Raw genomic sequence first — 16,174 nt, 5'->3', positions numbered from 1 at the left:
GTTCCGTCATGGAACCCGGCGCCGCGATGTGCTTTTCTTCCCTGGTGGTGCGGCTGGCCATGGCGTGGCGGCGGCCGCCAGGGAGGATGCCATGACGCTTGGGACCATCCTGATCATCCTGGTGATCATTTATCTCGTCGGCGGCCTGTCGGGCCGCTTCGGCGGCTACGGCTACGGAATGGGTCATTCCGGCATGGGGATCGGCGGCCTCGTCCTGGTGGTGCTGCTCGTGCTGCTGCTCCTTGGCAAGCTGTAGACCATTCAAGTCGCTGATATTCCTGCAATTTCCCGGGCTGCGGAGCTGCCATGCGCAGATTCATCATCTCGCATCGCGGGGGTCGCAATTTTGTCAAAACGGGCTATATTAGAGGACGAAAATGACATGTGCGGCGCCCACTCAATCGTGGCCTCTGCCCGTCCCAACCCCACGCGCTTAAAGCCCCAGAGAGATCACGAGGTCTTTGACCATGCGTCCACTGCGTCCGTTCAACTTCAACACTTCCGCCGAACTCTTCCCCGCTGCGATCCGCAAGAAGAAGCGTGCAGGCTTCACCTATCGCCGGTTCGGCACCGCGGCCGAAGCCGTCCAGTTCGCGATGGAGCAGTTGCCGACGGATTCGCTGAACGGCGCCTATCTCCAGGTCGAGGAAGCGCGCTTCGACCAGAACGGAATCCGGTCGCTCTATGAGAGCGAAGCCTTCCCGCTGCCCCGCCACCGCAAGCCGGTCGAAGCCAGCACCGACGCTGCCGACGCGGCGTAAGTTTTCGTCACGCGCTCCGATGTGCGCTGAAAGCGCGATGGCCCGAAAGGCCGTCGCGCTTTTTGCGTTTTGGGGCGTGTCAGATGCGAGGCTGCTTGTCGAGCCAGCGGCGGAGCAGGCGCACGTTGCGCATGTTGGCACGGAACATGACGTCGAATGCGTCGCCCGCGAACGGGACGATGCCGACGACGCCGTCGAGGGCGACATTTCCGAGCATGCGCGCGGTGATGTACCAGGGCGCCCCGAGCGCCCTCGCCTCTTGCACCAGCCAGAGCGAGATCGCGGTGGTGATGATGTCGCCGACGACGGGGATCAACCCGATCAACCCATCGATGCCATAGCGGATGTTGGTTCCGGGCAGCACGAAGGCGACGTCGAGCAGCTTTGCGATCGCCTCGATCCGCGCGATCCGCTGCTCGCGCGTTAGATTGCCAAACGAGTTGCCGGCGAAGGGACTGTCCTTCCCGAACTCGAAGCGAAATTCGCGAAAGCCCTGCCCCAGCGTTTCGGGCCGGATCTCGTGACCGTCCTGATCGATGATCGGCCCACGCCCGTCGGTGCCCGAAGAGGCCGCACCCGAGCGGCTTCCCGAACGGGATCGACGCGGAGCAAGAATATCGTCATCGGACATGGTCATGGCCTGTAGGGAACGCGCCAGCGCGGCGGAGGTTGCTGCGGCGTGATCGAAGGTCGCGCCCTCAAGTCTGTGCCGCCGCCGGCTGCGGCTCCGCGACATATTTATGCACGAGCCAGGATGAAATCACCGCCGGCACGAACCCGACGAGGCCGTACAGGATGAACTGCACCGCGCCCGAGTCCGGCCCGCGCGAGCTGTAGGTCAGCGAGGCCAGGATGAAGGCGAACACGCCGACCAGCAGCATCCGCAGCACCGGGCCGATCCGGCGGACGTGGACCAGGATATCGTCGACCGCACCGATCATCAGCGAGGGCAGGAAGCCGAACAGATAACTGTATTGCAAGGATTTGAAGAACACCGCGAACAGCTTGCCGACCTCAGCGAGACTGGTCTGGGTCCAATAGCCGGACTGATAGGTCGTCGTCAGCAGCAGCAGGAACCCGCCCACGAACGGGCCGACCAGCGCAAACACGAGATAGCGTTTCATCAGGCACCCTCATCCTTCACCTTACTATAGCAGCGCCGCAGGAACCTTGAATAGCGGGGCGTGCGGGCTCTGCGCTGGGAACAAGCGGCATAGCGACGGACTTGAAATTCACCTGTCAGATTTGGAGCCGCCGATGTCCCGCAAACTGTTCTTCCTGGCGACGATCGCACTGACGGCCGTGAGCGGCCTGTCGAACGCGCCCGCTCTCGCACAAGGCCATATGGGTTCGCCGCAGGAGCAGCAGGCCTGTTCGCGGGACGCCTCGCGCTTCTGCCGCAAGGACCTCGGCAATGACGGTGCGGTGCAGGCCTGCCTGCAAGCCAACCGGGCCAAACTGTCGCGGTCTTGCAGCAAGGTCTTTCAGAGCCACGGCATGTGAGGACCGGAACCATCCCCGGCGAACGGAGAGTGAAGCCATGTTGCGCGACGAACAGCTCTCGATCCTCAGGGACATCAGCCAATCCATCGCCTTTGCCGACGACCGGCACGGCAAGATAGGCGAGCTGATCGCCGACGGTTACGTGATGAAGGACGGAGATCTGTTCGAGCTCACGGCAAAGGGCGTTACGGCGGTCGAAGAGCATGCAGCGCTTGGCGCAAGCGATGTGGAACAAGCGAGCGTATCCTCCGATCGGTTGATCTGATCGCACGCGAGTCGCGTTGTGCGTGACGTGCGCGCAACAATTGCGAATTCCTTTTTGCCTGCCATTGCGGTCGCGCAACAATGGCGCATACTTGGCTCGGGCGGCGCAGCACTTTTCGATTCGAACATCACCAGAGATCGAGCAACCACATGCGGGATTGAGGTCCCGGCGTGATGGCTGAGACATGCGGCAGGTCAAGCCGCGTGCGGCGCCCCAAAACCAAGTGGCTCAAGCCCACGGAACTCGGGGACGCATTCTACATGACACGCAATCAGACGATCGCAACTCTCTTCGCCCTGGCCACCACCGCCATCGCAATCCCAACATCGCCAAGCTTCGCGTTCTCGTCCGAAGCGCAGCAGATGTGCTCGGGCGATGCGATGCGGCTGTGCTCCAGTGAGATCCCCGACATCCCCAGGATCAGGGCCTGCATGGTGCAGAAGAAGGCTCAGGTCAGCCCGGGCTGTCGCGCCGTGATGGACCGCGAGCACTCCGCCGCGACAGGATCGCGCAAGCGGGAAGCAGCCGCGCAATAGAGAGAGCGTATCTGCGGCCATCCTGAGGGCCCGCCCAAGGGGCGGGCCCTCAGGATGAGGTCTCGTTTCGCGGCGAGATATCAAACCCTCATGGTGAGGAGCCCGCCAAGGCTGGCGTCTCGAACCATGCAGGCCGAGGTCTCACGGAGTAGAGATCTAGTCGCCCCACTGCGCGAAGGCGTCGTTGAAGGCGCGCTCGCCGGGAGCGCCCTTCTCGATGGCGATGATGGCGCGGCGCTGGTTGGCGTAGACCAAGGGCACGTCGAACCAGGAGCGCTCCTTCAGCAGCTGGACGTTGCGGCTGCGGTCGGCATCGACGTTGGAGAGGCCGACCAGGAAGAAGCCGTCGGTGACCTTGACCGCGAGGCCTGCGAGCGGCGTGCCGCGTGCCTGCTCGTTCGACTTCATCAGGATGCCCGGCACGTTGGAAACGCCGCCGCCCGGAAAGTCCGGCGGCAGGACGAAGGTCAGCTCCGCGGTGTGGCTCGCCGGCAGCGAGGAGTCGGTGTTGCGGCGGAACGACATCGTCATCTTGAACTTGCGGTCGGGAATCTCGATGTCGGCGCGCACGGCGACGTCGGCCTTCTGATTGCCCGACGCCTTGATCGGCTCGAGCCGCCACACCACCGAGCCGACATATTGCTTGCCCTTCGGATCGGATGGATCCTCGTCGTAGAGCACGACTTTCTGCGCCACCGGCGCGACCGGCTGGTCGCTGGCCGAGGGCTGGCCGACGCGATCCGGAATCTTGGGCTTGCTCTGCGGCTGAGACGAATCCTTGGGCGCCTCCACCACCTGCGTCGGCGAAGACTTCAACAGGTTGGTCGCGGTCTGGACCAGCTGCTTGCCCCACAGGATGCCGGCACCGACCAGGATCAGCACGATGCCGACGGCGATCGCGCTCTTGAACGGAAAGGCGCGGCCGGTGCGGGCGCGCTTCTTCTTGGGTTCGCGGTCGAGAACGGGGATGTGCGGACGTTGCGACGGCGGCTGCGACGGCGGCGCGTAGCGCTCAGCTTCCTCGATCGATTCGTCGTAGGAATACGGCGCGTCGGCTCCGGCGCCGCGATTCTCCAGGCTCGGCTCGAGCCGGTCGAATTCCGGCGAGGGCGAGGGCACGTTGGCGTAGGTGCGGCGCGCCGCGCGGTTGGCCTGCGCGGCGGCGCCGCCGAGCTCGTTGGCGTCCGCCGTGATGTCGCGGAAGCCGCGCACGCCCGGTGCGGGCGGCAGCGGCGGTGGCGGTCCCATGTCCGGCGGACGGCGCCCACCAGCGCGATCACGTCCGACCGGCGGAGGCTCCGGCATCGACGACGGGGCCGGCGGACCCGGCTGCCGCGGCGCGTCGAAACGCGGGGCCCGCGGCGCACGCGGGGCGTCGCCCTGGTCATCGACATTGAAGGAGGGCCGGTCAGCCCGCGGCGGCGGCGGAGCCGGACGGGTGCGCGGCGGGGCAGCCGTTTGCGGCGCGGGCGAGTTGCCCTCGGTGGCGCGGGTGCTGGCGCGGCGGAAGGCGTCGCCGCTGCCGCTGCTGCGGGCGCCGCCAGCGGGGCGCGAGGCCTCGCGGGCACGCTGGGCCGCCTCTGATTCGACCTTGCGGACGGCCTCTTCCAGCGAGAGGCGCTCGCGGGTGATCTCGGATTCCGAGAGCGGCGGCTGCACGCTGCGGAGCTGCGCGATCAGCGCCGTGCGCGCCCGCTCATAGAGCGCGCGACGGCTCTCGCCGGGAGCGTTGGGGTCCAGGGCGGCAATAGCGCGGGCGATCAGCGGGTAGTAATCAGCCATTTCTACTCAATTATACGCGCGTCCCGGTAAGAGATCGTTAAGCCTCAAACGGATTTTGTACCAGGATAGTATCCTCGCGTTCGGGGCTGGTGGAAAGCAGCGCCACCGGGCACCCCACCAATTCCTCGATCCGGCGGACATATTTGATCGCCTGGGCCGGCAGCTGGGCCCAGGACCGCGCATTGGCGGTCGGCTCCTTCCAGCCCTCGATGGTCTCGTAGATCGGCTCGACCCGGGCCTGGGCGCCTTCGCCCGCCGGGAAATGATCGATCTCCTTGCCGTCCAGCCTGTAGCCGGTGCAGACCTCGATCGAATCGAAGCCGTCGAGGATGTCGAGCTTGGTCAGCGCCAGACCGTTGATGCCGCAGGTCCGGACCGCCTGGCGAACCAGAACCGCATCGAACCAGCCGCAACGGCGGGGCCGCCCGGTATTGGTGCCGAACTCGCGGCCGCGCTCGCCGATCTTGCGGCCGGTCTCGTTGTCCTGCTCGGTCGGGAACGGGCCCTGGCCGACGCGGGTCGTATAGGCCTTGCAGAGGCCGAGCACATAGCCGACCGCGGCGGGGCCGAGGCCCGAGCCGGTCGCCGCCTGCGCCGCCACCGTGTTGGACGAGGTGACGTAAGGGTAGGTGCCGTGATCGACGTCGAGCAGGGCGCCTTGCGCGCCTTCGAACAACATGCGCTTGCCCTCGCGCCGCTTGATGTCGAGCAGCCGCCACACCGTCTCGGCATAGGGCAGGAGCTGCGGCGCGAGCGCGGTCAATTCCTTCACGATCTCCTTGCCGTCGAACTCCGGCAGGCCGAGGCCGCGGCGCAATGCGTTGTGATGCGCCAGCAGCCGGTCGATCTTGTGCGGCAGGGTGTCGAGATCGGCGAGGTCCATCAGGCGGATGGCGCGGCGGCCGACCTTATCCTCGTAGGCCGGGCCAATGCCACGGCGGGTGGTGCCGATCGCGGTCGCCGCATTGGCGGATTCGCGATGCGCGTCGAGTTCGCGGTGCAGCGGCAGGATCAGGGTGACGTTCTCGGCGACCCGCAGATTGTCCGGGCCGACCGCGACGCCCTGCGACCGCAGCTTGGTGACCTCGTCGAGGAAGGCGGCGGGATCGAACACGACGCCGTTGCCGATCACCGACAGCTTCTGCTCGCGCAGCACGCCCGAGGGCAGCAGCGCCAGCTTGTAGGTCTTGCCGTTGATCACCAGCGTGTGGCCGGCGTTGTGGCCGCCCTGGAAACGGACGACGATGTCCGCCTGCTCCGACAACCAGTCGACGATCTTGCCCTTTCCTTCGTCGCCCCACTGGGCGCCGACGACGACAACATTGGCCATTCGCGGGTAATCCCTATGCAATCTGTCAGATGCGCCCAGCCCAATCACGGCCGGGGCCGCTCGAACGCGAGGCAGCCAACCGGATAAAGGATGCAGCCCCTCTAGGCAAGCAAGAACGGGACTTTTTCGAGGCCGCGAGCGCACTCCAAGCCTTTGATATCCCCTGAAAATCCAGAAACCTTCGCGGCGGGTGCAATGCTTCGACCAAAGCGTGAGAGGCTGCTTCCGCCGCTGCATGGTCGCGATGCATCCGGCCCCCGTTGATGCAACCTCGATTTCCGTGTCTTTGAACGGGGCCGGGTTTGAACCGGCCCGGGTGCCACCGGGCTGGAGGCTTGGCGCATGACGCGGGGCCACAACAATCCAATGTCCGCCACCGACGAGACCACCGGCGCCGCCACGTCCGGCCACAACTGGATCGCCAACCAGCCTTATCTGCTGCTCAGCATCACCGCGCTGTGCTGGGCCGGCAATGCCATCGTCGGCCGGCTCGCCGCCGGTCACATCCCGCCGGTGACGCTGTCGTTCCTGCGCTGGTTCTTCGCCTTCCTGCTGGTGCTGCCGTTCGCCTGGAAACACCTTGCGCAGGACTGGCCCGCGATCCGCGGCAGGCTCGGCCTGATGGTCACGCTCTCGATCACCGGCATCGGCGCCTTCAACACGCTGCAATATTGGGCGCTGGAGCATACGCAGGCGCTCAACACTCTCCTCTTGCAATCCGCCGCGCCGCTGGTCGTGGCGCTGTGGTCGCTCGCCATCCTCGGCGTCCGCCTCACCGTAGCGCAGGCCTTCGGCGTGCTGCTGTCGATGTGCGGCGTGCTGATCATCCTGCTGCATGGCGACTTCACCACGCTGTCGAACATCGACTTCAACAAGGGCGACCTCATCTTTGTCGTCGCGCTGATCATCTTCGCGCTCTATTCGGTGCTGACCTTGAAGCGGCCGCCGATGCACGGCCTGTCGTTCCTCGCCTTCACGTTCGGCTGCGGTGCTGCCTGTCTCCTTCCGCTGGAGATCTGGGAGTTGTCCGCGCGTCCCGTGATGAAGCTCGACGGGCCGAACCTCCTGACCCTGTTCTATGTCGCGGTATTCCCCTCGACGCTCGCCTATCTCTGCTTCAATCGCGGTGTCCGCCTGATCGGCGCCAACCGCGCCGCGCCGTTCTTCCATGTCGTGCCGGTGTTCGGCTCGATCATGGCAATGGCGTTTCTGGGCGAGCACCCGCAGGCGTTCCACTTCATCGGCTTCGCGCTGGTGCTGGCCGGCGTGTTCGTGGCGTCACGGAAGCAGGCGAGCTAGGCTTGGGGCCCGGTTCGATCGGCTGCGATCAAGCGTTTGCCGACGGGTTCATCCACACCATCTCCCAAACATAGCCATCGGGGTCTTCAATGTGTCGGTTGTACATGAAGCCGAGATCCTGCGCCGGATTGGGATCGGCGCGACCGCCCGCAGCCACCGCGCGAGCCAGCGTTGCATCGACGGCATCGCGGTCGTCGACCGTGAGAGCGAACATAGCCTGGCTGTGGCGCCGCGCGTCGCCAATCTCGCGGCTGGTGAATTCACGATACCGGTCGTGGGTCAGCAGCATCACGCCGATCGCGTCCGTGAACATGAGCGACGTCGAATTTGCTCCGGAGAATTGAGGATTCACCGCGCCACCCAGGGCTACGTAGAACGCTGTCGATGCGGCGAGATCGCGTACCGGCAGGTCGACCAGAATCATCTTGGACATTGCTTTTCCTTCGAAAGCGGCTGGAAGCCGCGCTATGGTCTGACATTGGGAACAGAGAGCTCTCAACACTCCTCCCTGGACTGCATTCAAATGTAGCGCGCGGCGCCCATGCAGAGCGCGGCGATGCCCAGCAGGCCCGCCGCCGCACGTTGGGCGGCGGCGATACGTGCACGGAGGTCCTCCGGCTTGCCGGTGCCACGACGCAGGGCCACGAGCGCACGGGGACCGATGACAGCCTGAACGCCCGCCGCAATCAGTGCGCAGACAGCACCGACGGCGAGCACCTGTTCGGTCGTGCCGAAGCTGTGGGAATGAACGAGATGGCCGAGATAGCCGCCGGTCAGGATGGCAATCGTCGCCGCGCCGAGTTGTGGAAAGACCAGCTGCTCACCGGCAACTCCGCCGATGCGGGCCAGCGCAAAGCTTGATCCCGCCCAGAACACGGACGACAACACATGAAGTGACAAGGCGATCACGAGGGCAGTTTGCATGGCAAGCTCCGAACCGGCTTCTAAATTAGATATACTACATGTATAGTCAATACGTCAACAGAATGGCAAGGCGATGCCGAAGCGCAATTATGTGAGCTCCGCGCGGGCTTCCGCGGCGGCGGCGACGCGCGAGCGCATCATCGCGGCCGGCGCGCGACTCCTACGCGAGGACGCGAGCATTGCGAACTTCTCCCTCGACGTGGTCGCCAAGGCGGCCGGCGTCACGCGATTGACCGTCTACAACCAGTTCGGATCGCGGCGGGGATTGCTGGAGGCCGTGTTCGACGACATCGCGCACCAGGGCGGACTGTTCGAACTGGCCGAGGTGATGACGATGGCGGATCCGCGCGCCGCGCTCGACCGCGTCATCGAAATCTTCTGTACGTTCTGGGGGCGCGATCCCGCCATCGGTGGGCTCAACCAGGCCATCGCGACCGATCCGGAATTCGGCGAGGCGCTGATCGAGCGTAACGAGCGACGGCGCGAATTGCTGACCGCGCTGCTGTCGCGGATCGTGGGCAAGCACGCGGCAAAGCGCGCCATGCGGGACACGGTTGATTTGATCTTCGTGCTGACGAGTTATCCGACGTTTGCAGCGTTGAGCCGGCAGCGGTCGACGGAGGAGGTCTGTCGCTTGCTGCAGACGGCGTGCCACGCGGCTGTGGACGGGCTGAAGTAAGCCGGCAGCAGGCGGCGCTACTTCATCTTGAACTTGCTGTACGCTTCGCTGGTCGCAATGATGACGTGCTCGGCGCAGGCGTTGACGCGGTGCGGATCAGCCTCCGTGTCGTAGGCCTTCGAGGTCATCATGTCGATGAAAGCCGTGACGGCGGGATAATAGACCAGCGCCGCGAAATCCCAGTCGTTGCCCTGCTGCGTGCCGAGCGCGACGGCCCTGGCCTCGCCGGTCCAGAGCAGCGTGCCGCCGCGTGCCTTGATCATCGGCACTGTGACCGCACTGTAGCGCAGATAGGCGTCCCAGCCGGAACTGTCGCCGTCGCCGGAGTGCGCGTGGAAGCGCATCAGGTTCAACATCACCACCGGTGCATGCCGATCGAGCCGATCAAGGCCATCGATGTTCAACATATTAACCGCCAATGCCGCCTCCTCTGGTCATGCCTGCATTGTAGCATTGCGGTCGCATGACTTGTGTCACGACGCAAATCCGGCGCAAGCTCGTATGCAACGCCAATGACGATCGCTTCGCCCGCGCCACCGGCCTCCAATCCGGCCAGTTGGCTCAACAACCAGCCTTATCTGCTGCTTAGCCTGAGCTCGCTGTTCTGGGCCGGCAACATCGTGCTCGCGCGCCACGTCGGCGCGCATGTGCCGCCGCTGACGGTGACCACGATCCGCTGGTTCGGCGTATTCCTGATCCTCCTGCCCTTCGCGTGGCCGCATCTGAAGCGGGACTGGCCGAATCTGCGCAAGAGCCTGCCGCTGATGCTGTTCCTGTCGCTGGTGGGCTTTGCCTTCAACAACGCGATCTCGTACTGGGCGATGCAGTACACGGAAGCGCTGAACGCGCTACTGATCCAGTCGGCCGGACCGCTGTTCGTGGCGCTGTGGTCGCTGGTGCTGTTCGGCGTGCGGCTGACCGGTGCGCAGCTCGCCGGCATCGGGATCTCGCTTCTCGGCGTGCTGATCATCATCCTGCGCGGCGATCTCGCCGCGCTCGCGAGCATCAGCTTCAACAGGGGCGACATCATGTTCGCCTCCTCGCTGGTGGCGTTCGGGATCTACTCCGCCTTCATCCCGCGGCGACCGAAGATCCACCAACTCTCCTTTCTCTCCTTCACCACCTGCTGCGGCGCGACGATGCTGCTGCCGACCGCGATCTGGGAGGCCTGGAGTGGTCGCGTCCTGCAACTCGACGGGGTGACGCTGGCGACGCTGGGCTACATCCTGATCTTTCCCTCGACGCTGGCCTATCTCTTCTTCAACCGGGGCGTGGCGCTGATCGGCCCGAACCGCGCCGCGCCGTTCTTCCATCTGGTGCCGGTGTTCGGCTCGGCGATGGCGATCCTGCTGCTCGGCGAAAAGATTCAGCCCTTCCACCTGATCGGCTACCTGCTGGTGCTCGCCGGCGTCGTGATCGCCTCGCGCCAGGGTTCTGCGGTGAAGTAATTCCGCGACGCGAGACGAGGCGACAAACTCGCGCCTTCCGATTTCGACGAGGAGACGCTAGGTTCCCCGCCAACCAAAAAAGAGGGAACGACCAGACATGCTTTCAGCGTTGATCCGAAACCTGCGTGCCATCGGCACGGGCGCCCTTTGTCTCGCCGCCGCGTCCGCTGCGCAGGCCGACAATTATCCGAGCCGCAACATCACGCTGGTGCTGCCGTTCGCCGCCGGCAGCGGCACCGACACCACGACGCGGCTGATCTCGCAGCATTTGTCGCAGGCCCTCGGCGTCGGCATCGTCATCGAGAACAAGGCGGGCGCCAACGGCATGATCGCCGCCACCTATGTCGCGCGCGCCGCGCCCGACGGCTACACGCTGCTGGTGACCACCAACACCACGCATTCGGCCAATCCCTATCTGCTCAAAAGCCTGACCTACGATCCGGTCAAGGACTTCACCCCGATCGCGCGCACCGGCGACCTGCCCTTCATGCTGGTGATCCACCCGGAGGTGCCGGCCAAGACCGTCGGCGAGCTCATCGCCTACGGCAAGGCCAATCCGGGCAAGCTGAGCTACGCCTCGGGCTCGTCCTCGGCGATCGTGTCGGGGGCGACCTTTGCACACAATGCCGGGCTCGACCTCCTGCACGTGCCCTACAAGAGCTCGCCGCCGGCGCTCAACGACGTCATGGGCGGCCGCGTCTCGATGATGTTCGTGGACATCCTGACCGGCCTGCCGCATGTCCAGGGCAACGCGCTACGCGCGCTCGCCGTCACGACGAAGGACCGCTCGTCGCTGGTGCCGAACCTGCCCTCGATGCAGGAGGCCGGCGTGCCGGACTTCGACATCTCGTCGTGGCAGGGCTATTTTGGCCCCGCCGGCATGCCCAAGGAGATCGTGACGCGACTCAACGCCGAGATCCGGAAGATCGTCGAGAAGCCGGAGATCAAGGCCCAGCTCGCCACCCTCGGCATGGACGCGTTTTCGGGCACGCCCGAGCAGCTCGGCACGTTCGTGAACGAACAGCTGGTGTTGTGGGAGAAGCTGATCCGCGAGGCAGGGATCGAGAAGCAGTAGGGGCTCGCGAAAGCCGCGCGCTCGGCATTCTCCGTCATGGCCGGGCTTGTCCCGGCCATCCACGTCGATCAAAGCGTCCGGTGTCCAAGAACGTGGATGCCCGGGACAAGCCCGGGCATGACGATAGAGGAGATGGCGTCGCTTTGGTGTGGCGACCTACGCCGCGCGCACCTTGGCGAGGAAGCCGTCGACTGCGCTGCGCAGCGCGCCGGACTGGCTGTCGAGCTCGCGAGCGTTGGTGAGCACGTCGCTTGCCGCCGTGCCGGTCGCTTCCGCGGCCGAGGTGACGCTGCCGATATTGGCGTTGATCTCGTTCGATCCGGCCGCGACCGACTGAATGTTGCGGGCGATCTCGCGGGTCGCCTCGCCCTGCTGCTCGATCGATGCTGAAATGCCCGCGGTGATCTCGCTCATCTCGGCGATGGTCTGAGTGATGCCGCCGATGGCGGCGACCGCATCGCTGGTCGATGTCTGCATCGCCGCGACCTGGGCGGAGATTTCCTCGGTCGCCTTGGCGGTCTGGTTGGCGAGCGCCTTGACTTCGGAAGCGACGACGGCGAAGCCGCGGCCGGATTCACCGGCGCGCGCCGCTTCGATGGTGGCGTTGAGGGCGAGCAGATTGGTCTGTGCCGCGATCGAGTGGATCAGCTTGACCACCTCGCCGATCTTCTCGGCGCCGGTGGAGAGTTCCTGCACCGTGGCATTGGTACGCTCGGCGTCGTTGACAGCGCGGCTCGCCACTTCGGTCGAGCGGGTGACCTGGCGCGAGATCTCCGCAACCGAGCTCGACAGCTCTTCGGCAGCCGCGGCAACCGTGCCGACATTGCCCGACGCTCTCTGCGAGGCCGCGCCGACCGTCGCCGCACGCGACGAGGCGTCGCCGGCGGTCGCGGTCATCGATTGCGCAGTGGCTTGCATGCCCGTCGCAGCCGAGGAGACCGAGCGGACGATACCATTGACGCTGCGTTCGAAGTCGCTGGCGATGCCCTCCATCACGCTGCGACGTTCCGCCGCTGCGCGATCCTTGGCATCGGCTTCGCTCTTCTCGATGTCGCGGATGCGGACAGCGTTGTCCTTGAAGATCTGGACGGTCGACGCCATTGCGCCGACCTCGTCACCACGGCCGACGCCGGGAATGTCGCCGTCGAGCTTGCCCTCGGCGAGATCCTTCATGCGGGCTCCGAGCAGGGCGAGCGGGCGGCTGATGCTGCGACCGATCAGCCAGGCAACGCTGCCGGCGACGATGACGATACCGAGCATGGCCAAGCCGAGCAGCCAGTAGACCGGACCCATCTTGGCGTCGATATCATCGAGATAGGCGCCGGTGCCGAGATACATGTCGAAGCCGGGGACCGCGACCGCGTAGCCGAGCTTGCGGATCGGCTTCTCCTGGCCGGGCTTCACATATTCATAATACAGCAGGATCGAACCATTGGCCTTGACCCCGTCCATCAACTCGGCAGACAGCTTGCGGCCGTTGGTCACGACATCCATGCGGTTGCTGCCGATCTGCTTCGGATCGGGCGCGAGCTGGGTGATGCCGTCATAGGACGTGCCGAACAAATAGCCCGCACCGTTGTCATACGTCATTGCATTGCCGTAGCGACGAATCTCGGCCATCGCCGCATCCTTCGTCAGCTCGCCGGCGTCGACCCGCTTCTTGAGGGCAGCGGCGTAGTTGCGCCCCATCTCCACGATCGCCTTGGCCTGATCGATGCGCGCGTTCACCATCTCCTGCTTCATCAGGTATCCGGCGAGGATCCCGGAAATGCACAGTCCGAACAAGGTGACGCCGACGAGGATGCCGAGCTTGGGGGCGATCTTCATATTGCTTAATTTCACGGGATGCTCCGGCAACACAGGGATAAGGACGCGCGAGTGAATCGATCGAAATCAAATTAACCTTTAGGGGGTGACCCCTTAGCAAGCTGTTACGGGGCGCCCCGTAGAAGCCCGGAGAAGACGTCGAACCAGTCGTATAAATCGCCTCAATGACAACCGGGAATTGTACGCGACCTCCTCGATTTCGCGTAAAAGACGCAAAGGCCCGCGCAAAGCATGGGTCACAACAAGAAACCAAATCGGGAGCAGGACATGCCGAAATACAGGGTGGTGACGCCGAAGGGCGCGAGCTTCACGGTCGCGAGCAGCGATTATTCCTACGAGCGCGAGGCGCTCGATCCGATCGACGCCGAGATCGTCGAGGCGCCGGCCGACGAGGCCGGGTTCATCGCCGCCGCGAAGACAGCGGACGCCATCTACGCCAAGGGCATCCCGATCACCAAGACCATCATCGACGCGCTGGAGAGCTGCAAGGTCATCACGCTGGGCTCGGTCGGCGTCGACAGCGTCGACATCAAGGCCGCGACCGCGCGCGGCATTCCCGTCACCAACATCCCCGACACCTTCATCGAGGAGGTCGCCGACCATGCCATGATGCTGCTGCTCGCTGGCTTCCGCCGGCTGGTCGAGCAGGACCGGATGGTGCGTAGCGGCCGCTGGGCCGAGGGCCGGCCGGCGTTGTCGAAGATACCGCGGCTGATGGGCCAGACGCTCGGCTTCATCTCGTTCGGCCGCGTGGCGCGTGCGGTTGCGAAACGCGCAGCTCCCTTCGGCCTGCGGATGATGGCCTACGATCCCTTCATCCAGGAAACGCTGATGTCCGACCACGGCGTGATTCCGGCGACGCTGAACGAGGTGTTGTCGCAATCCGACTTCGTCTCGATGCACGCCCCCGCCCGGCCCGAGGTGCATCACATGCTCACCGAGAAGCACTTCCGGCAGATGAAGAAGGGGTCCGTCTTCATCAACACGGGTCGCGGCGCCACCGTGGACGAGGAAAGCCTGATCAAGGCGCTTCAGGAGGGCTGGATCGCCCATGCCGCCCTCGACGTGCTGGAGAAGGAGCCGCCCTCGCACAACAATCCGCTGCTCGGCATGGACAATGTCACCCTGACCGCCCACGTCGCCTCCGCCTCGGCACGGTTTGACGAGGCGCGCAAGCGCCGGGTGGGCTACGAATTGTCACTGGTGCTTCAGGGCATGTGGCCGGTAAGCTGCGTCAATCCGTCGGTGCTGCAAGACACCGCGCTCCGCCGCTGGCAGCCTGTCAGCATGGACCGCGGCCCGAACAGCTAGACGGGACGGCCGCGAAGGCGCGCCGGCAACCGGAAAGACCCTTCACCGGCGATCAACGCCGGGAAGGGAAACATATAGGGAGGAACCGATGAGGAACGACATCACGCGTCGTGATGCCTTGGCGCTGGGCCTGTCCGCTGCGGCAATCGCGGCAACCGGTGCTCCGGCAAATGCGCAATCCGCGATCAAGGCCGCGGACGTCCCCACACCGAAACTGCCGATCGAGAAAGGCGCATCCCTGCGCATGCTGCGACCGGTACGTTTCGTCCAGGCCGACGAGGACGTGTTCCGCGCCAATGCGGCCAAATTCACCAAGGAGACCGGGGTCGAGGTCAAGGTCGACTTCGTCGGCTGGGAGGACATCAACCAGCAGACCGCGGTGACCGCGAATTCCGGTGCCGGCCCCGATATTATCATCGGCTTCTCCGATGCGCCGCACATCTATATCGACAAGCTGATCGAGCTGACCGACGTCGCCGACTATGTCGGCAAGCGGTACGGCGGCTGGCTGCCGCTGGCGCAGCGCTACGGCAAGAAGAACAAGAGCGACGCCTGGATCGGACTGCCGTTCGGCGCGACCGCGGGTCCGCTGATCTACCGCAAGTCGATCCTGCGATCGGTCGGCTTCGACAAGGTGCCGGAAGACCATGCCGGAATCCTCGATCTCTGCCAGAAGCTTCAGAAGGCCGGCAAGCCGGCCGGCTTGGCGCTCGGCAACGCCAAGGGCGACGGCAACGGTTTTGCGAACTGGGCGCTGTGGTCGCACAACGCGGCGCTGCTCGACGAAGAGGGGAACGTCGTCATCAACAGCAAGGAGACGATCGCCGCACTGAACTGGGTCAAACAGCTCTATCCGACCTTCATCGCCGGCACGACGTCATGGAACGACGTCAGCAACAACCGCGCCTACGCCGCGCAGGAGATCTCGCTGACCGCCAACGGCGTCTCGCTGTATTTTTCACTGAAGAACGATCCGGCGACCAAGGCGATCGCCGACGACAGCGAACATCAACTGCTGCCGAAGGGTGTCGCCAAGGTCTCGCCGATGGCGGGCCTGACGCTGAACGCCATGCTGTTCAAGCACAGCCAGTACCCCAACGCCGCAAAGGCCTTCCTGCAATACATGCTGGAAAAGGACCAGTACGAGCCGTGGCTCAACGCCAATTCCGGCTACTGGGCCCAGCCGCTCGCGGCTTACGCGGAGGCCAAGGTCTGGAGCGAAGATCCCAAGATCAAGATCTTCAAGGACACCATGAACACCATCTACTATGACGGCTATGCTGGCCCGATCTCGACCGCGACCGGTGCCGTCAGCGCCGACTACGTGCTGATTCAGATGTTCGCATCCGTCGCGACCGGCGCTGCCACGCCGGAAGCCGCAGCCGCGGAAGCCGAGCAGCGCTGCAAGCGGTACTTCCGGCGGCAGAAGTAGCG

The 16,174-nt window shown here is 64.9% G+C and carries 19 protein-coding genes; 11 read left to right on the top strand and 8 right to left on the bottom strand.

Annotated elements, in window-relative coordinates:
• Positions 1-91: 91 nt before the first annotated feature.
• Complete coding sequence (locus tag BcanWU425_RS09105; RefSeq protein WP_083926348.1) at positions 92-256, top strand: DUF3309 family protein; 165 nt, start codon at positions 92-94, stop codon at positions 254-256.
• 211 nt (positions 257-467) lie between these two features.
• A complete protein-coding gene (locus BcanWU425_RS09100) occupies positions 468-761 on the top strand; it encodes a hypothetical protein (protein ID WP_007596188.1) in 294 nt (97 codons plus the stop codon).
• Positions 762-840: 79 nt separating this feature from the next.
• Here the strand turns inward: BcanWU425_RS09100 and BcanWU425_RS09095 are convergent, their stop codons facing one another.
• On the bottom strand, positions 841-1,398 hold the full coding sequence (locus BcanWU425_RS09095; RefSeq protein WP_204512195.1) for a DUF4112 domain-containing protein: 558 nt from the start codon (positions 1,396-1,398) through the stop codon (positions 841-843).
• A gap of 61 nt (positions 1,399-1,459) precedes the next feature.
• Complete coding sequence (locus tag BcanWU425_RS09090) at positions 1,460-1,885, bottom strand: DUF5413 family protein (protein WP_085349175.1); 426 nt, start codon at positions 1,883-1,885, stop codon at positions 1,460-1,462.
• Between the two features lie 133 nt (positions 1,886-2,018).
• On the opposite strand from BcanWU425_RS09090, the gene BcanWU425_RS09085 reads away from it, so the two are divergent.
• The 3 genes from BcanWU425_RS09085 (at position 2,019) to BcanWU425_RS09075 (ending at position 3,065) form a co-directional block, all read left to right on the top strand.
• Entirely contained in the window at positions 2,019-2,264 is a 246-nt protein-coding gene (locus BcanWU425_RS09085) for a cysteine rich repeat-containing protein (protein ID WP_085384905.1), read from the top strand.
• 37 nt (positions 2,265-2,301) lie between these two features.
• Positions 2,302-2,529 carry a hypothetical protein gene (locus BcanWU425_RS09080; RefSeq protein ID WP_018453858.1) on the top strand — a complete coding sequence of 76 codons (228 nt, stop codon included), beginning with the start codon at positions 2,302-2,304 and terminating at the stop codon, positions 2,527-2,529.
• A 260-nt stretch (positions 2,530-2,789) separates the two neighbouring features.
• Complete coding sequence (locus BcanWU425_RS09075; RefSeq protein WP_231190374.1) at positions 2,790-3,065, top strand: hypothetical protein; 276 nt, start codon at positions 2,790-2,792, stop codon at positions 3,063-3,065.
• 156 nt (positions 3,066-3,221) lie between these two features.
• On the opposite strand, the gene BcanWU425_RS09070 is transcribed toward BcanWU425_RS09075, so the two are convergent.
• Together BcanWU425_RS09070 and BcanWU425_RS09065 are read right to left on the bottom strand one after the other, a co-directional pair.
• On the bottom strand, positions 3,222-4,847 hold the full coding sequence (locus tag BcanWU425_RS09070; RefSeq protein ID WP_018453856.1) for a hypothetical protein: 1,626 nt from the start codon (positions 4,845-4,847) through the stop codon (positions 3,222-3,224).
• 37 nt (positions 4,848-4,884) lie between these two features.
• Positions 4,885-6,177 carry an adenylosuccinate synthase gene (locus BcanWU425_RS09065; RefSeq protein ID WP_018453855.1) on the bottom strand — a complete coding sequence of 431 codons (1,293 nt, stop codon included), beginning with the start codon at positions 6,175-6,177 and terminating at the stop codon, positions 4,885-4,887.
• 366 nt (positions 6,178-6,543) lie between these two features.
• On the opposite strand from BcanWU425_RS09065, the gene BcanWU425_RS09060 reads away from it, so the two are divergent.
• The gene (locus BcanWU425_RS09060; protein WP_204513993.1) at positions 6,544-7,476 is read left to right on the top strand and encodes a DMT family transporter; all 933 of its coding nucleotides are present in this window, start codon (positions 6,544-6,546) and stop codon (positions 7,474-7,476) included.
• Positions 7,477-7,504: 28 nt separating this feature from the next.
• Here the strand turns inward: BcanWU425_RS09060 and BcanWU425_RS09055 are convergent, their stop codons facing one another.
• Together BcanWU425_RS09055 and BcanWU425_RS09050 are read right to left on the bottom strand one after the other, a co-directional pair.
• Entirely contained in the window at positions 7,505-7,909 is a 405-nt protein-coding gene (locus BcanWU425_RS09055; protein ID WP_204512196.1) for a VOC family protein, read from the bottom strand.
• A gap of 86 nt (positions 7,910-7,995) precedes the next feature.
• Entirely contained in the window at positions 7,996-8,400 is a 405-nt protein-coding gene (locus tag BcanWU425_RS09050) for a hypothetical protein (RefSeq protein WP_204512197.1), read from the bottom strand.
• A 73-nt stretch (positions 8,401-8,473) separates the two neighbouring features.
• On the opposite strand from BcanWU425_RS09050, the gene BcanWU425_RS09045 reads away from it, so the two are divergent.
• A complete protein-coding gene (locus BcanWU425_RS09045) occupies positions 8,474-9,079 on the top strand; it encodes a TetR/AcrR family transcriptional regulator (protein ID WP_018453851.1) in 606 nt (201 codons plus the stop codon).
• A 17-nt stretch (positions 9,080-9,096) separates the two neighbouring features.
• On the opposite strand, the gene BcanWU425_RS09040 is transcribed toward BcanWU425_RS09045, so the two are convergent.
• Positions 9,097-9,486, bottom strand: coding sequence for a DUF1330 domain-containing protein (locus tag BcanWU425_RS09040; protein WP_204512198.1), 390 nt, complete (start codon positions 9,484-9,486; stop codon positions 9,097-9,099).
• Positions 9,487-9,591: 105 nt separating this feature from the next.
• Here BcanWU425_RS09040 and BcanWU425_RS09035 point away from each other — a divergent pair, with 105 nt between their 5' ends.
• Positions 9,592-10,527, top strand: a complete 936-nt coding sequence (locus BcanWU425_RS09035; RefSeq protein WP_007614154.1) for a DMT family transporter — start codon at positions 9,592-9,594, stop codon at positions 10,525-10,527.
• 97 nt (positions 10,528-10,624) lie between these two features.
• Entirely contained in the window at positions 10,625-11,602 is a 978-nt protein-coding gene (locus tag BcanWU425_RS09030; protein ID WP_018453849.1) for a Bug family tripartite tricarboxylate transporter substrate binding protein, read from the top strand.
• Between the two features lie 156 nt (positions 11,603-11,758).
• Here the strand turns inward: BcanWU425_RS09030 and BcanWU425_RS09025 are convergent, their stop codons facing one another.
• On the bottom strand, positions 11,759-13,444 hold the full coding sequence (locus BcanWU425_RS09025) for a methyl-accepting chemotaxis protein (RefSeq protein WP_026232608.1): 1,686 nt from the start codon (positions 13,442-13,444) through the stop codon (positions 11,759-11,761).
• Positions 13,445-13,696: 252 nt separating this feature from the next.
• Here BcanWU425_RS09025 and BcanWU425_RS09020 point away from each other — a divergent pair, with 252 nt between their 5' ends.
• Together BcanWU425_RS09020 and BcanWU425_RS09015 are read left to right on the top strand one after the other, a co-directional pair.
• Entirely contained in the window at positions 13,697-14,740 is a 1,044-nt protein-coding gene (locus BcanWU425_RS09020; protein ID WP_204512199.1) for a C-terminal binding protein, read from the top strand.
• An 88-nt stretch (positions 14,741-14,828) separates the two neighbouring features.
• Positions 14,829-16,172 carry an ABC transporter substrate-binding protein gene (locus BcanWU425_RS09015; protein ID WP_018453846.1) on the top strand — a complete coding sequence of 448 codons (1,344 nt, stop codon included), beginning with the start codon at positions 14,829-14,831 and terminating at the stop codon, positions 16,170-16,172.
• The last annotated feature ends 2 nt before the right edge of the window (positions 16,173-16,174 follow it).

It is taken from the genome of Bradyrhizobium sp. WU425 (assembly GCF_021052305.1).
Taxonomy (GTDB): Bacteria; Pseudomonadota; Alphaproteobacteria; order Rhizobiales; family Xanthobacteraceae; genus Bradyrhizobium; species Bradyrhizobium canariense_D.
This window is presented reverse-complemented; position numbering and strand designations above follow the sequence as displayed.

Bases quoted from the DNA above. Each gene is read 5' to 3' on its own strand.
- BcanWU425_RS09075 (WP_231190374.1), top strand. From the start codon at position 2,790: ATGACACGCAATCAGACGATCGCAACTCTCTTCGCCCTGGCCACCACC.
- BcanWU425_RS09045 (WP_018453851.1), top strand. From the start codon at position 8,474: ATGCCGAAGCGCAATTATGTGAGCTCCGCGCGGGCTTCCGCGGCGGCG.
- BcanWU425_RS09050 (WP_204512197.1), bottom strand. From the start codon at position 8,400: ATGCAAACTGCCCTCGTGATCGCCTTGTCACTTCATGTGTTGTCGTCC.
- BcanWU425_RS09090 (WP_085349175.1), bottom strand. From the start codon at position 1,885: ATGAAACGCTATCTCGTGTTTGCGCTGGTCGGCCCGTTCGTGGGCGGG.
- BcanWU425_RS09070 (WP_018453856.1), bottom strand. From the start codon at position 4,847: ATGGCTGATTACTACCCGCTGATCGCCCGCGCTATTGCCGCCCTGGAC.
- BcanWU425_RS09015 (WP_018453846.1), top strand. From the start codon at position 14,829: ATGAGGAACGACATCACGCGTCGTGATGCCTTGGCGCTGGGCCTGTCC.
- BcanWU425_RS09055 (WP_204512196.1), bottom strand. From the start codon at position 7,909: ATGTCCAAGATGATTCTGGTCGACCTGCCGGTACGCGATCTCGCCGCA.
- BcanWU425_RS09085 (WP_085384905.1), top strand. From the start codon at position 2,019: ATGTCCCGCAAACTGTTCTTCCTGGCGACGATCGCACTGACGGCCGTG.
- BcanWU425_RS09035 (WP_007614154.1), top strand. From the start codon at position 9,592: ATGACGATCGCTTCGCCCGCGCCACCGGCCTCCAATCCGGCCAGTTGG.
- BcanWU425_RS09105 (WP_083926348.1), top strand. From the start codon at position 92: ATGACGCTTGGGACCATCCTGATCATCCTGGTGATCATTTATCTCGTC.
- BcanWU425_RS09020 (WP_204512199.1), top strand. From the start codon at position 13,697: ATGCCGAAATACAGGGTGGTGACGCCGAAGGGCGCGAGCTTCACGGTC.
- BcanWU425_RS09060 (WP_204513993.1), top strand. From the start codon at position 6,544: ATGTCCGCCACCGACGAGACCACCGGCGCCGCCACGTCCGGCCACAAC.
- BcanWU425_RS09030 (WP_018453849.1), top strand. From the start codon at position 10,625: ATGCTTTCAGCGTTGATCCGAAACCTGCGTGCCATCGGCACGGGCGCC.
- BcanWU425_RS09080 (WP_018453858.1), top strand. From the start codon at position 2,302: ATGTTGCGCGACGAACAGCTCTCGATCCTCAGGGACATCAGCCAATCC.
- BcanWU425_RS09065 (WP_018453855.1), bottom strand. From the start codon at position 6,177: ATGGCCAATGTTGTCGTCGTCGGCGCCCAGTGGGGCGACGAAGGAAAG.
- BcanWU425_RS09095 (WP_204512195.1), bottom strand. From the start codon at position 1,398: ATGACCATGTCCGATGACGATATTCTTGCTCCGCGTCGATCCCGTTCG.
- BcanWU425_RS09100 (WP_007596188.1), top strand. From the start codon at position 468: ATGCGTCCACTGCGTCCGTTCAACTTCAACACTTCCGCCGAACTCTTC.
- BcanWU425_RS09040 (WP_204512198.1), bottom strand. From the start codon at position 9,486: ATGTTGAACATCGATGGCCTTGATCGGCTCGATCGGCATGCACCGGTG.